The sequence below is a fragment of the Pseudomonas sp. JV449 genome, assembly GCF_032424295.1.
Classification (GTDB): domain Bacteria; phylum Pseudomonadota; class Gammaproteobacteria; order Pseudomonadales; family Pseudomonadaceae; genus Aquipseudomonas; species Aquipseudomonas marginalis.
In genome coordinates, this window is the sequence record NZ_VYKD01000019.1 from 199,943 (window position 1) to 214,213 (window position 14,271).

General features: G+C 60.3%; 13 protein-coding genes. 11 read left to right on the forward strand and 2 right to left on the reverse strand.

The window, feature by feature from the left end; translation table 11 throughout:
- Window positions 1–25: 25 nt before the first annotated feature.
- The gene (locus F6S08_RS18560; protein WP_065948350.1) at window positions 26–2,251 is read left to right on the forward strand and encodes an NADP-dependent isocitrate dehydrogenase; all 2,226 of its coding nucleotides are present in this window, start codon (window positions 26–28) and stop codon (window positions 2,249–2,251) included.
- A 57-nt stretch (window positions 2,252–2,308) separates the two neighbouring features.
- Here F6S08_RS18560 and F6S08_RS18565 read toward each other — a convergent pair whose 3' ends face one another.
- Together F6S08_RS18565 and F6S08_RS18570 are read right to left on the reverse strand one after the other, a co-directional pair.
- Entirely contained in the window at window positions 2,309–3,181 is an 873-nt protein-coding gene (locus F6S08_RS18565; protein WP_065927071.1) for a LysR family transcriptional regulator, read from the reverse strand.
- Window positions 3,182–3,253: 72 nt separating this feature from the next.
- Entirely contained in the window at window positions 3,254–4,150 is an 897-nt protein-coding gene (locus tag F6S08_RS18570; RefSeq protein WP_065927070.1) for a DMT family transporter, read from the reverse strand.
- Window positions 4,151–4,339: 189 nt separating this feature from the next.
- Here F6S08_RS18570 and F6S08_RS18575 point away from each other — a divergent pair, with 189 nt between their 5' ends.
- From F6S08_RS18575 to F6S08_RS18620, 10 genes are all read left to right on the forward strand, one after another.
- A complete protein-coding gene (locus F6S08_RS18575; RefSeq protein WP_137212177.1) occupies window positions 4,340–4,786 on the forward strand; it encodes an NUDIX hydrolase in 447 nt (148 codons plus the stop codon).
- Between the two features lie 59 nt (window positions 4,787–4,845).
- Window positions 4,846–5,970, forward strand: coding sequence for a tRNA 2-thiouridine(34) synthase MnmA (gene mnmA, locus F6S08_RS18580; RefSeq protein ID WP_065927068.1), 1,125 nt, complete (start codon window positions 4,846–4,848; stop codon window positions 5,968–5,970).
- Window positions 5,967–6,590: a high frequency lysogenization protein HflD gene (hflD, locus tag F6S08_RS18585; protein ID WP_027606331.1), complete on the forward strand. Its 624-nt coding sequence runs from the start codon at window positions 5,967–5,969 to the stop codon at window positions 6,588–6,590. Before mnmA ends, hflD begins: the two co-directional genes overlap by 4 nt.
- 125 nt (window positions 6,591–6,715) lie before the next feature.
- Complete coding sequence (purB, locus tag F6S08_RS18590; RefSeq protein WP_065927067.1) at window positions 6,716–8,086, forward strand: adenylosuccinate lyase; 1,371 nt, start codon at window positions 6,716–6,718, stop codon at window positions 8,084–8,086.
- A gap of 84 nt (window positions 8,087–8,170) precedes the next feature.
- On the forward strand, window positions 8,171–9,337 hold the full coding sequence (locus F6S08_RS18595) for a cupin domain-containing protein (RefSeq protein ID WP_027606329.1): 1,167 nt from the start codon (window positions 8,171–8,173) through the stop codon (window positions 9,335–9,337).
- Window positions 9,330–9,752, forward strand: a complete 423-nt coding sequence (locus F6S08_RS18600; protein WP_065927066.1) for a GNAT family N-acetyltransferase — start codon at window positions 9,330–9,332, stop codon at window positions 9,750–9,752. The genes F6S08_RS18595 and F6S08_RS18600 overlap by 8 nt, the downstream gene beginning before the upstream one ends.
- A 257-nt stretch (window positions 9,753–10,009) precedes the next feature.
- Window positions 10,010–10,747 (forward strand): secretin N-terminal domain-containing protein, encoded by a 738-nt coding sequence (locus tag F6S08_RS18605; protein WP_065927065.1) that lies wholly within the window; start codon window positions 10,010–10,012, stop codon window positions 10,745–10,747.
- Window positions 10,748–11,242: 495 nt separating this feature from the next.
- A complete protein-coding gene (gene aceA, locus F6S08_RS18610; RefSeq protein ID WP_003219577.1) occupies window positions 11,243–12,568 on the forward strand; it encodes an isocitrate lyase in 1,326 nt (441 codons plus the stop codon).
- Between the two features lie 593 nt (window positions 12,569–13,161).
- Window positions 13,162–13,575 (forward strand): NADH-quinone oxidoreductase subunit A, encoded by a 414-nt coding sequence (locus F6S08_RS18615; RefSeq protein WP_003219575.1) that lies wholly within the window; start codon window positions 13,162–13,164, stop codon window positions 13,573–13,575.
- A gap of 10 nt (window positions 13,576–13,585) precedes the next feature.
- Entirely contained in the window at window positions 13,586–14,260 is a 675-nt protein-coding gene (locus tag F6S08_RS18620; RefSeq protein WP_003174719.1) for a NuoB/complex I 20 kDa subunit family protein, read from the forward strand.
- Window positions 14,261–14,271 lie beyond the last annotated feature (11 nt).

Consider the following 14,271-nt stretch of genomic DNA (forward strand, 5'->3'; position numbering starts at 1 on the left):
AGCAAAGAAGAGAGTTAATCCGAATATGCCCACCCGCTCGAAGATCATCTACACCTTCACCGACGAAGCCCCAGCCCTCGCCACCTATTCACTGCTGCCTATCGTAGAGGCCTTCACCGCTTCCGCTGATATTGCCGTGGAAACCCGCGACATCTCCCTCGCAGGGCGCATCCTCGCAAGCTTCCCCGAGCAACTGGGCACCAAGGCCGTACCGGACCACCTCGCCGAACTGGGCGACCTGGCCGTTACCCCTGAAGCCAACATCATCAAGCTGCCTAACATCAGCGCCTCGACCCCGCAGCTGCAAGCGGCGATCAAGGAACTGCAGGCCCAGGGCTACGCCCTGCCGGACTACCCGGAAACCGTAACCACCGACGCGGAAAAAGAAACCCGTGCACGTTACGACAAGGTCAAGGGCAGCGCCGTGAACCCGGTACTGCGCGAAGGCAACTCCGACCGCCGCGCGCCGCTGTCGGTCAAGAACTACGCTCGCAAGCACCCGCACAAGATGGGCGCCTGGGCTGCAGACTCCAAGTCCCACGTTGCCCACATGAGCAACGGCGACTTCTACGGCAGCGAAAAAGCCGTGCAGATCGAAGCCGCTGACGCTGTCAAGATCGAGCTGGTCGCCCAGGACGGCACCACCACCGTTCTGAAAGAAAAGACCAGCGTCAAGGCCGGCGAAATCATCGACAGCGCGGTACTGAGCAAGAACGCCCTGCGCAGCTTCATCGCCGCTGAAATTGAAGACGCCAAGAAACAAGGCGTGCTGCTGTCGGTCCACCTGAAAGCCACCATGATGAAGGTCTCCGACCCGATCATGTTCGGCCAGATCGTTGCCGAATTCTATAAAGACGCCCTGGCCAAGCACGCAGACGTGCTGGCACAAATCGGCTTCAACCTGAACAACGGCATCGGCGACCTGTACGCCCGCATCAAGGCCCTGCCGGCCGAGCAGCAGGCGCAGATCGAAGCTGACATCCAGGCGGTCTACGCCGCTCGCCCTTCCCTGGCGATGGTCAACTCCGACAAAGGCATCACCAACCTGCACGTGCCGAGCGACGTGATCGTCGACGCCTCGATGCCGGCCATGATCCGTGACTCCGGCAAGATGTGGGGCACCGACGGCCAGCTGCACGACACCAAGGCCGTGATCCCGGATCGCTGCTACGCCACCATCTACCAGGCGGTGATCGAAGAGTGCAAGGCCAACGGCGCCTTCGACCCTACCACCATGGGCAGCGTGCCGAACGTTGGCCTGATGGCGAAAAAAGCCGAAGAGTACGGCTCCCACGACAAGACGTTCCAGGTCAAGGCTGACGGCGTCGTCCGCGTGACCGACAGCAAGGGCAACCTGCTGATGGAACAGAAAGTCGAAGCCGGCGACATCTTCCGCATGTGCCAGACCCAAGACGCGCCGATCCAGGACTGGGTCAAGCTGGCCGTCAACCGAGCCCGCGCCAGCAACACCCCGGCCATCTTCTGGCTGGACCCCAAGCGTGCACACGACGGCGTCGTGGTCGAGAAAGTCCAGGCCTACCTGAAAGACCACAACACCGAAGGCCTGGACATCCGCATCATGTCGCCGGTCGACGCGATGAAGTTCACCCTGGAACGTACCCGCAAGGGCCTGGACACCATCTCGGTGACCGGCAACGTACTGCGCGACTATCTGACCGACCTGTTCCCGATCATGGAACTGGGCACCAGCGCCAAGATGCTGTCCATCGTACCGCTGATGAATGGCGGTGGCCTGTTCGAAACCGGCGCCGGCGGTTCGGCGCCGAAGCACGTGCAACAGCTGCTGGAAGAGAACTTCCTGCGCTGGGATTCCCTGGGTGAGTTCCTGGCCCTGGCCGCTTCCCTCGAGCATTTGGGTGTGACGTACAACAACCCGAAAGCCCTGGTGCTGTCCAAGACCCTGGACCAGGCCACCGGCCAGTTCCTCGACAACAACAAGTCGCCATCGCGCAAAGTCGGCAACATCGACAACCGCGGCAGCCACTTCTACCTGGCGCTGTACTGGGCCCAGGCCCTGGCCGCCCAGACCGAAGACACTGCACTGCAAGGTCAATTCAGCGAACTGGCCAAGACCCTGGCCGCGAACGAAGCAACCATCGTTGCCGAGCTCAATGCCGTACAGGGCAAGCCAGTGGACATCGGCGGCTACTACGCGCCGAACCCGGAGCTGACCAGCAAGGCCATGCGCCCAAGCAACACCCTCAATGCGGCGATTGCCAAGTTGAAGTAAGGTTGTAGGGATGCATCACAAACCCCGGCCACGTGCCGGGGTTTGTGTTTTCAGGGTTTATGCAACACCGTATTCCTCGCGCCATGCGGCCTCGATAATCGCCAGGAACTGCGGTTTGTACCAAGGCTCCCAGCCCGGCCGCTGCTTGAGTTCAACCCCAAACCCCGGCAGCGCAGGCAAATGCGCGAGCGCTTCGACGTTTTTCAAGCCCGGCACCTGGGCAAACCAGGGTAAAAGCGTCACACCGACTCCCGCCTGAACCGCTGAACGCAGCGACATCAAGTCTTCAGACTCATACACGCAGCGCCACCTGATGCCACTCTCCTCCAAACGCCGAATCGCCAGGCTCCTGAACACGCAGGGCGCCTTGAACAGCGCCAGCGAAACTTCCTGCCCTTCCATGGGGGCTGCCGCACACTCGCCACCCAGCCACATCAACGAAAGTGCATGCAAAGGCACGCCAGCGACTTTTGGCAACTCATCAATCATCAGGCCAATATCGATTCGTCCCTCACTGAACGCCTCCGCGAGCAACAGGGAACGCGCGACCTTGACCACAATTCGCACTGAAGGTAATTCAAGCGCCAGAGCAGGAATAACGCGCTGCAGGATTTCCTCGCTGAAATATTCGGGAATACCCAGCGTCACGGACTCTTGAGTGCGACTGGCATCAAACAGGCTCCCCACTTTGTCGTTGACGCTGACCATCTGCTGGGCATAGCCGGTCAAGCGCTCTCCTTCGAGGGTGAGCAACACCTGCCGATTGTCGCGGGCAAAAAGCTCGACACCCAGCAAATCCTCAAGTCGTCGAATTTGCTGGCTGATTGCCGGCTGGGTCAGGCTCAACGCTTGCGCGGCCCGGGTGAAACTGCCCAGTTCTGCGACCTTGAGGAAACTGCGCAGCGACTGAATATCAAGATTGACTCTCATGCCACACCCATGGGAGTGAGTAATTATTCCCTGCCATTAGTGCAAGGCGCCCGCTATACCTGTCAAGACTACCTACTTGGCGCGCACATGATTCATCCAATAAACCCCCGCCCCTGAAACAACAAACCCTACAATCGCCACCCCACTCGGCACCTCACCCAACACCAACGACGCCATGATCTGCGTGACCGCCGGAATCACATGAAACAAGTTCGTCGCCTTACTCGCCTCCCCGCGTCGAATCATCAAATACAGCAGCGTCAGCGCACCCACGGAGTTCATCAGCGTGATCCAGGCCACCGACGCTGCGAATGGAACCCACTCGGTGACCTGCATGGTTTCAGTGGTGTATGCCAGCAGCAACATGACCAACGACGCGGTGACCATCTGAATGAAACACCCCACCCATAGATTCACCCCGCCCAGAAAGCGCTTCTGGTAGAGCGTGCCAAGCGTGATACCCAATAGCGCCAAGCCCACCGCGCCGTAACCACCCACTGACGCCTCGGAGCCAAAAAAGCTGCTGGCCACGACGATGGCCACGCCGCCAACACCCAGGATCGAACCCGGCAGGTCGCGCCAGCTCAATTGTTCACCCAGGCAGAAATAGGCACCGATCACCACGAACACCGGCATCAGCCCGACGATCAATGCCGCCTGCCCTGCGGGAACGCCGTGGCTGATGCCGGTGTAAAGGCCGCCGAACTGCAGGGCCTGCAACAGCAGCCCCACTGTCGCAGCATGGAGGTAGGGGGCAAGTCGTTTAGGCCATTGCGCCTTGATGGCGAGTGCAACGCCCAGGAACACCAGGGCAGCCAGGGCAAACCGATAGAACGTCATGGTGAAGGGCTCGCCATAACGCACACCGTACGCACCGCCGATGTAGCCGGAACTCCACAGCAGGATGAAGACAATGGGCAGTGGCGATGTAAGGCGTACTTCGTAGCTTTTATCGGCAATCGGGTTCATGACACTCTCCAAACTGAGGGTTCTGGAGAGATAAGCTGCGCCAGGCGCTGAAATCGGTAAAATCATAAAATGTCAGGCGCATCATGCAGATTGCTTATGCATCATCCTTGTGGGAGGGGGATTGCCCCCTCCCACACTGCTGTAATCCTGCTCCAAGACTGCGCTGCATTCAGAATCGAGAGGCATCCCATGACCTGGCAACCCCACATCACCGTCGCCACCATCGTCGAAGACAACGGCAAGTTCCTGATGGTCGAAGAACTCAAGGGCGGCCGCGCCGTGCTCAACCAGCCTGCCGGCCACCTCGACCCAGACGAGACCCTGACCGAGGCCGCCGTGCGCGAAACCCTCGAGGAAACCGGCTGGGACGTGGAAGCCACCGGCATCGTCGGCATCTACCTGTACACCGCACCCAGCAACGGGGTTACCTATCAACGCGTCTGCTTTATTGCCAAGGCACTGAAACACCACCCGGACTATCAACTGGACGAAGGCATCCTGCGCGCCCGCTGGCTGAGCCGTGACGAGCTGCTGGCCGTGCGCGACGACTGGCGTAGCGAGCTGATCATCCGCTGTATCGATGATTATCTGGCCGGCCAGCGTCACAGCCTGGAATTGATCCGCCCTTCTCTTTAGCCTTGCGGGCCCAGGCCTGTTAGAATCGCGTCCTTTTTCAAGACACCCGTTGAAACCCTATGCGTGATCCAGCCCCTTCTGACACACAAAAGAAGCGCGTCATCGTCGGCATGTCCGGCGGCGTGGATTCTTCCGTTTCCGCCGTTCTGCTCATGGAGCAGGGTTATGAGGTGGAAGGCCTGTTCATGAAGAACTGGGAAGAAGACGATGGAACGGAATATTGCACCGCCATGGACGACCTCGCGGACGCCCAGGCCGTGTGCGACAAAATTGGCATCAAGCTGCACACCGCCAACTTCGCCGCCGAGTACTGGGACAACGTGTTCGAGCACTTCCTGGCCGAATACAAGGCTGGTCGCACGCCGAACCCGGACATCCTGTGCAACCGCGAAATCAAGTTCAAGGCGTTCCTCGACTACGCCATGATCCTTGGCGCGGACCTGATTGCCACTGGCCACTACGTGCGTCGCCGCGACATCGATGGCCGTACCGAACTGCTCAAGGGCCTGGACCCGAACAAGGACCAGAGCTACTTCCTGCACGCCGTCGGCGGTGAACAGATCGCCAAGACCCTGTTCCCGGTGGGCGAGCTGGAAAAGCCAGAAGTGCGCAGGATCGCCGAGCAACACGGCCTGGCGACCGCCAAGAAGAAGGATTCCACCGGGATCTGTTTTATCGGCGAGCGCCGTTTCAGCGACTTCCTCAAGCAGTACCTGCCGGCGCAACCGGGCGAGATCAAGACCACCGACGGCGAAGTGATCGGCCGTCACCATGGCTTGATGTACCACACCATCGGCCAGCGCCAGGGCCTGGGCATCGGCGGCTTGAAGGATGCCGGCGAAGAGCCGTGGTACGTGCTGGTCAAGGACCTGGAGCACAACGTGCTGATCGTCGGCCAGGGCAATGAACACCCGCTGCTGTTCTCGGGCGCGCTGCTGGCCTCGGAGATCTATTGGGTCAACCCGATCGACCTGAGCACCCCGCGCCGCCTGACGGCCAAGGTGCGCTATCGCCAGGGCGACCAGCCCTGCACCCTGGAAAAAACCGCGACGGGCTACCGCGCCACCTTTGATGACCCGCAACGTGCGGTCACTCCTGGCCAGTCCGTGGTGTTCTATGACGGCGAAATCTGCCTGGGCGGCGGCGTGATTGAAGTCGCCGAAGCCTGGAGCAACCCGGCATGAGCCCGACCCAGGAGCAATTGACGGCACTCGGCGGGGTATTTCTCTCCGCCGTGCTCGTGGACAAGATCGCCAAGACCGGCCAGGTCACCGAAGCCGGCCTGACCTGCATGCTCGGCAGCCTGCTGATCCGCGACCCCAAGGACACCCTGGAAGTCTACGGCGGCGACGACCTCGCACTGCGTGAAGGTTATCGCGCCCTGATCGGCGCCCTGGAGCGCGACCCCAGCACCTTGCAGCGCGAGCCGCTGCGCTACGCCCTGTCGATGCTCGGCCTCGAGCGCCAGTTGGCCAAGCGCGAAGACATGCTGGAAACCATCGGCAAACGCCTGCCACAGATCCAGTCCCAGGTAGAACACTTCGGCCCGGCCCACGAAAACGTGATCGCCGCCTGCGGTGCGCTGTACCAGGACACCTTGAGCACCTTGCGCCAACGCATCCAGGTGCACGGCGACATGCGCAACCTGCAGCAACCGAACAACGCCTCGAAAATCCGCGCACTGCTGCTGGCCGGTATTCGGTCGGCGCGGTTGTGGCGGCAATTGGGCGGTCATCGTTGGCAGCTGGTGATCAGCCGACGCAAATTGCTCAAAGAGCTTTACCCGTTGATGCGCAACGAATAAGTCGCACCGACAGGCTATTTTCAAGCCGTTACGCGTAATACGCCGGTCAGTTGGCAACGGACCGGCGAATTTTTTCATGTATGATACGCGCCCCATTTCGTTGCCCGACTGTCCGAGAACACCCCATGCAGCTCTCTTCGCTCACTGCGGTTTCCCCTGTTGACGGCCGCTACGCCGGCAAAACCCAGGCCCTGCGCCCTATTTTCAGCGAATACGGCCTGATCCGTGCTCGTGTACTGGTTGAAGTGCGCTGGCTCCAGCGCCTGGCCGCTCACCCCGCCATCAGCGAAGTACCGGCGTTCTCCGCCGAAGCCAACGCTGTACTCGATGCCCTGGCGGACAACTTCTCCCTGGAGCACGCCGAGCGTGTGAAAGAGATCGAGCGCACCACCAACCACGACGTCAAGGCCATCGAATACCTGCTCAAGGAGCAGGCGGCCAAGCTGCCGGAACTGGCCAAGGTCAGCGAATTCATCCACTTTGCCTGCACCAGCGAGGACATCAACAACCTGTCCCACGCCTTGATGCTGCGCGAAGGCCGTGATGACGTGATGCTGCCGCTGATGCGCCAGACCGCCGAAGCCATCCGCGAGCTGGCCATCCGTTTCGCCGACGTGCCGATGCTGTCGCGCACCCACGGCCAGCCGGCGTCGCCGACTACCCTGGGCAAGGAACTCGCCAACGTGGTGTACCGCCTGGAGCGCCAGATCGCTCAAGTCGCCGCAGTCCCACTGCTGGGCAAGATCAACGGCGCTGTCGGCAACTACAACGCCCACCTGTCGGCCTACCCGGAGATCGACTGGGAAGCCAACGCCCGCGCCTTCATCGAAGACGAGCTGGGCCTGGGCTTCAACCCGTACACCACGCAGATCGAACCGCACGACTACATCGCCGAGCTGTTCGACGCCATTGCGCGCTTCAACACCATCCTGATCGACTTCGATCGCGATATCTGGGGCTACATCTCCCTGGGCTACTTCAAGCAGCGCACCATTGCCGGTGAAATCGGTTCGTCGACCATGCCGCACAAGGTCAACCCGATCGACTTCGAAAACTCCGAAGGCAACCTCGGCATCGCCAACGCCCTGTTCCAGCACCTGGCCAGCAAGTTGCCGATCTCCCGCTGGCAGCGCGACCTGACCGACTCCACCGTACTGCGCAACCTCGGCGTGGGCTTTGCCCACAGCGTGATCGCGTACGAAGCCAGCCTCAAAGGCATCAGCAAACTGGAGCTCAACGCGCAGAAAATCGCCGCTGACCTGGACGCGTGCTGGGAAGTGCTGGCCGAGCCGATCCAGACCGTGATGCGCCGCTACAACATCGAAAACCCTTACGAGAAGCTGAAAGAGTTGACCCGTGGCAAGGGCATCAGCCCTGAAGCACTGCAAACTTTCATCGACGGCCTGGACATGCCAGCCGCGGCCAAGGCCGAGCTGAAACTGCTCACCCCGGCCAACTACATCGGCAACGCTGTAGAGCAAGCCAAGCGCATCTGATTAGCGCAAGCCCCCTTGAGACGCCCGGCCGCGCCGGGCGTTTTTATTTCAGTCTGAAAAGTGCTTTTTTTCAATAGGTTACACATGAATCCTGATATCCCTCTTCAACTTCTGGGCGGCATCACGGCACGGGAATTCCTGCGCGACTACTGGCAGAAAAAACCACTGCTGATCCGCCAGGCGATCCCTGACTTCGAAAGCCCGATCGACGCCGACGAACTCGCCGGCCTGGCCCTGGAAGAAGAAGTCGAATCGCGCCTGGTGATCGAACACGGCGAACGCCCGTGGGAACTGCGCCGCGGCCCCTTCGCCGAAGACGCCTTCAGCACCCTGCCTGAGCGTGAGTGGACCCTGCTGGTACAGGCGGTCGACCAGTTCGTGCCGGAAGTGGCCGAGTTGCTGGAGCAGTTCCGCTTCCTGCCAAGCTGGCGCATCGACGATGTGATGATCAGCTTTGCCGCACCCGGCGGCAGCGTAGGCCCGCACTTCGACAACTACGACGTGTTCCTGCTGCAGGCCCAGGGCAAGCGCAACTGGAAGATCGGCCAGATGTGCAGCTCCGAAAGCCCGCTGCTGCAACACGCCGACCTGCGCATCCTCGCCGAATTCGAAGAAAGCGCCGAATGGGTGCTGGAACCGGGCGACATGCTCTACCTGCCGCCACGCCTGGCGCATTTCGGCATCGCCGAAGATGACTGCATGACGTACTCGGTGGGCTTTCGCGCCCCAAGCGCCGCCGAAGTGCTGACCCACTTCACCGACTTCCTCGCCCAGTACCTGACCGACGAAGAGCGCTACACCGACGCCGACGCGCAGCCGGTCAGCGACCCGCACCAGATCCAGAGCGACGCCCTCGACCGCCTCAAGAGCCTGCTGGCCGAGCACATGAGCGACGAGCGCATGTTGCTGACCTGGTTCGGCCAATTCATGACCGAGCCGCGCTACCCGGAACTGGTGGCGGGCGAAGAACTGGGCGAAGACGACTTCATCAACAGCCTGCAGGACGGTGCGATCCTGGTGCGCAACCCAAGCGCGCGCATGGCCTGGTCGGAAGTCGACGATGACGTCCTGCTGTTCGCCAGCGGCCAGAGCCGTTACCTGCCGGGCAAACTGCGCGAACTGCTGAAACTGGTCTGCGCCGCCGATGCCCTGCACGCCGAAAACCTCGGCGAATGGCTGTTGGACGAAGACGCCCGCGACCTGCTGTGCGAACTGGTCAAGCAAGGAAGCCTGGGGTTTGCCGATGAATAGGATTCACGTAGGTGTCGCGGACTGGCATAAGGATATCGCCGAGATTCGGCGCATTCGTGAAGCGGTATTTATCGCTGAACAGTCCGTCCCACCTGAACTTGAGTGGGATGCGGACGACGCAGACGCAGTGCATTTCCTTGCATTCGAAGGCGACTTTCCGATTGGTACCGCGCGCCTGCTGCCCAGCGGCGAGATCGGCCGGGTGTCGGTGCTCAAGGACTGGCGCGGGCTGAAGGTCGGCGACAAGCTGATGGAAGCGGTGATTGGCGTGGCCGAGCAACGTGGCCAGACCAAGCAGTTCCTGAGCGCGCAGGTGTATGCGGCGCCGTTCTATGAGCGACTGGGCTTCAAGATTGTCAGCGAGGAATTCCTGGAAGTCGGGATTCCCCATGTCGATATGGTGCGCGGGGCCTGATCCCTGCTGTAAGGGCTTGCCTGTGGTGAGCCAGCTTGCCTGTGGTCCTGTGGTAAGCGGGCTTGCCCCGCGCTGGGCTGCGCAGCAGCCCCAAACCAAACGCCGCATTCTTTCCGTAAGAACGCGGCGTTTTTTATAGGGGCTGCTGCGCAGCCCAGCGCGGGGCAAGCCCGCTCACCACAGGCAAGTCCGCTTACTACACTCCAGGCCGACAAACTGGCACTATCAAGCCCAAATGACTCGCAGAGATCACGGACATGTCCCTACGCACCCTGCTCACCGCCCTCCTCCTCACCGCCAGTTGCTCGGCAATGGCCGACACCGAAGTCGTCAACCTGAGCAACCGCACCAGCACCGACCTGCTCCCGGTTGCGCAGAACTTCATCGGCAAGGACGGCACCGTCAGCGCCTACGGCAACCAGCTTATCGTTAACGCTGCCCCCGGCAAGATCCAGGACCTGCGCACGCTGCTCGCCCAGCTGGATACACCAGCCAAGCGTCTGCTGATCACCGTCGATACCAATGAAAACAACCAGCAGAACAGCGGCGACAGCCAGACCCGCATCATCAGCTACGGCACCGCCAGCCGCGACGGCGGCATCCAGCAGATTCAGGCCAGCGAAGGCGTGCCCGCGCTGATCCAGGTCGGCCAGAGCGTGCCAATGACCACCACTCAGCCTGACGCCTACGGTCGCCCGCAGAACCAGACCCAGTACCGCAACGTCACCCAGGGCTTCTATGTCACCGCCAGCGTCACCGGCGAGACCGTGCATCTGGCGATCAGTACCAACCGTGACCGCATGAGCCAGGAACGTCCCGATGTAGTGAATGTGCAAAGCACCGACACAACCGTCAGCGGGCGCCTTGGCGAATGGATCCCCCTGGCCGGCATCAACCGCGAGACCCAGGCCGACAAATCCTCCACAACCCGCAGCTACTCTACCCAGGGCCGCGATGACCTGACGTTGCGGGTTAAGGTCGACACCCTGAACTGAAGCACCAAAAACTGACTGATGAGTCGTATTAGACTAAAGATGTAGTGCCTGAAAAAAAGCACTACAAAACATTTGACGATCCAAAAAAGCATGGGCATGATGGCCTCGCTCCCGCTAATCAGGGGCCCTGGCAAGGGCCTTCGGATCGACGCTCCAAGCTACCCACCCGAGCCGATTCGTGTCTGTACCGCCCACAAGGTGTGTTTGACGAGGTTGCGACTGGAACGAAGTTGTCCCGAGGGACGGAAGCTAACCAGGTAACCCGGCTACACACTGATGGATCGTACAAAGGCCCACGATGCCCGAAGACCGTTCGCAGTTCGCCCTTACCTGCTCAACTCCCCCCCTTGAGCCATCGTTCATCCCGTCGCCTGCCCCGCCGAACTTGACTTGAACACCTGAGCTTCTGGTCAGCGAGCAGCCATAACCACGCATTCACTACGTGGCTGGCAAATGGAATTTTCCACCTAGACCTATGCGACGAGGTTTTCCCCCATGGCACTGACACGCGAACAGCAAATTGCAGCCCTCGAGAAAGACTGGGCTGAAAACCCACGCTGGAAAGGCGTAACCCGCGCTTATTCCGCTGCTGACGTCGTCCGCCTGCGTGGCTCGGTTCAACCTGAGCACACCTTTGCAAAACTCGGCGCCGAGAAGCTGTGGAAGCTGGTCACCCAAGGTGCCAAGCCGTCCTTCCGCCCCGAGAAAGATTTCGTCAACTGCATGGGCGCCCTCACTGGCGGCCAGGCAGTCCAACAGGTGAAAGCCGGTATCCAGGCGATCTACCTGTCCGGCTGGCAAGTGGCAGCGGACAACAACTCCGCTGAATCCATGTACCCCGACCAATCGCTGTACCCGGTGGACTCCGTGCCTACCGTGGTCAAGCGCATCAACAACTCGTTCCGTCGTGCCGACCAGATCCAGTGGAAAGCCGGTAAAGGCCCGGGTGATGAAGGCTACATCGACTACTTCGCGCCCATCGTGGCCGACGCCGAAGCCGGTTTCGGCGGCGTACTGAACGCCTACGAGCTGATGAAGAGCATGATCGAGGCTGGCGCGGCCGGCGTGCACTTCGAAGACCAACTGGCTTCGGTGAAGAAATGCGGCCACATGGGCGGCAAGGTATTGGTACCGACCCAGGAAGCTGTACAGAAGCTGACTGCTGCCCGTCTGGCGGCTGACGTTGCCGGCACGCCAACCATCATCCTGGCCCGTACCGACGCCAACGCAGCGGACCTGCTGACTTCAGACTGCGACCCGTACGACCAGCCGTTCGTAACCGGCGAACGCACCCAGGAAGGTTTCTACAAAGTGCGCGCCGGTCTCGACCAGGCCATCGCCCGCGGCCTGGCCTACGCGCCGTACGCCGACCTGATCTGGTGCGAAACCGCCAAGCCGGACCTGGACGAAGCGCGTCGCTTTGCCGAAGCGATCAAGAAGGAATACCCGGACCAGCTGCTGTCCTACAACTGCTCGCCTTCCTTCAACTGGAAAAAGAACCTGGACGACGCGACCATCGCCAAGTTCCAGCGCGAACTGTCCGCCATGGGCTACAAGCATCAGTTCATCACCCTGGCCGGCATTCACAACATGTGGCACAGCATGTTCAACCTGGCGCACGACTACGCCCGCAACGACATGACCGCCTACGTGAAGCTGCAGGAGCAGGAATTCGCTGACGCCGCCAAGGGCTACACCTTCGTGGCCCACCAGCAGGAAGTCGGCACCGGCTACTTCGACGACATGACCACCGTGATCCAGGGCGGCACCTCGTCCGTGACCGCGCTGACCGGTTCAACCGAAGAAGAGCAGTTCCACTGATCGATGTGAGTACACGGCCACGGCGGACCCGTTAAAGAGCTAACCGCAGTGCCGCACGACAATCACGCCCCGACTGGTTCGGGGCGTTTTTTTGCCGGTACACATCACGCTGGTTCACCAAAGCCAAATGTGGGAGGAGGCAACTCCCTCCCACATGAGGAACGCTTGCAGCCTGAAGATTTTGTGCAAAACCTTGATCCAGAGCGGTATTTGCCGCAGATAAATCGGTTAAAAGATCCGCTCCAACAACTCGCGCTAATCAGGCAAGTAACAGCAACTTACTCCGCTGTATGAGAAACAATCGCTTAAACCCCACGCAAACAATATTCATTATCATTTAGAACATAAAAACTTCGTTACAGGTTAAACAAAACACATTTGATCAAATGCCCGCTAATGCCCGCCCCGCAAGGGCTACAGCCCCAAGAAGGTGCACTATGTGCTTATTCCATCGAATAATTTCGCCCTAGGAATTTTACTTGCCCGGTGTTTAGCCATAAAATCACCGCGATTGATTGCAGTGCGACATATCGTCACTGCATCGTTACTTTTTCGAGCTCAGAGACCTTTGCTCTCTGTTAAGGATTTCCAGCATGACCGAAGCGACAGGACTCATGGCCCACAACTGGGGCTTTGCCATTTTCCTCCTCGGTGTTGTCGGCCTTTGCGCCTTCATGCTCGGTGTGTCCAGCCTCCTCGGGTCAAAAGCCTGGGGCCGCAGCAAGAATGAACCGTTCGAATCCGGCATGCTGCCTACAGGTGGCGCCCGCTTGCGGCTCTCAGCCAAATTCTATCTGGTCGCGATGCTCTTCGTGATCTTCGACATCGAAGCCCTCTTTCTCTTTGCCTGGTCTGTGTCCGTCCGCGAAAGCGGCTGGACCGGATTCGTCGAAGCCCTCGTTTTCATAGCAATTCTGTTGGCAGGCCTTGTCTACCTATTTCGAGTGGGCGCCCTTGACTGGGCTCCGGAAGCTCGTCGTAAGCGGCAAGCGAAGCTGAAACAATGAGGCTTTGGCGATGCAATACAATCTCACCAGGATCGACCCGGATGCTCCTAACGAGCAGTACCCCATCGGCGAACGGGAAACCGTTTCCGATCCGTTAGAAGACCAAGTCCACAAGAACATCTACATGGGCAAGCTGGAAGACGTGCTGAGTGGCGCGGTCAACTGGGGACGTAAGAACTCCCTGTGGCCGTACAACTTCGGTCTTTCGTGCTGCTACGTGGAAATGACCACCGCCTTCACGGCGCCCCACGACATCGCGCGCTTTGGCGCCGAAGTTATCCGGGCATCACCGCGCCAGGCGGATTTCATGGTTATCGCCGGTACCTGCTTTATCAAGATGGCGCCGATCATTCAGCGTCTCTACGAGCAAATGCTCGAACCGAAGTGGGTTATCTCCATGGGTTCGTGCGCCAACTCCGGTGGCATGTACGACATCTACTCCGTGGTTCAGGGGGTGGACAAGTTCCTGCCCGTGGACGTCTACGTGCCTGGCTGCCCGCCCCGCCCCGAAGCATTCCTGCAGGGCTTGATGCTGTTGCAGGAATCGATTGGCAAGGAGCGTCGCCCGCTTTCCTGGGTCGTCGGCGATCAAGGCGTGTACCGCGCCGAGATGCCGTCGCAAAAGGAACAGCGCCGCGAACAGCGAATCGCAGTCACCAACCTGCGCAGCCCAGACGAAGTCTGATCCAGCACCGC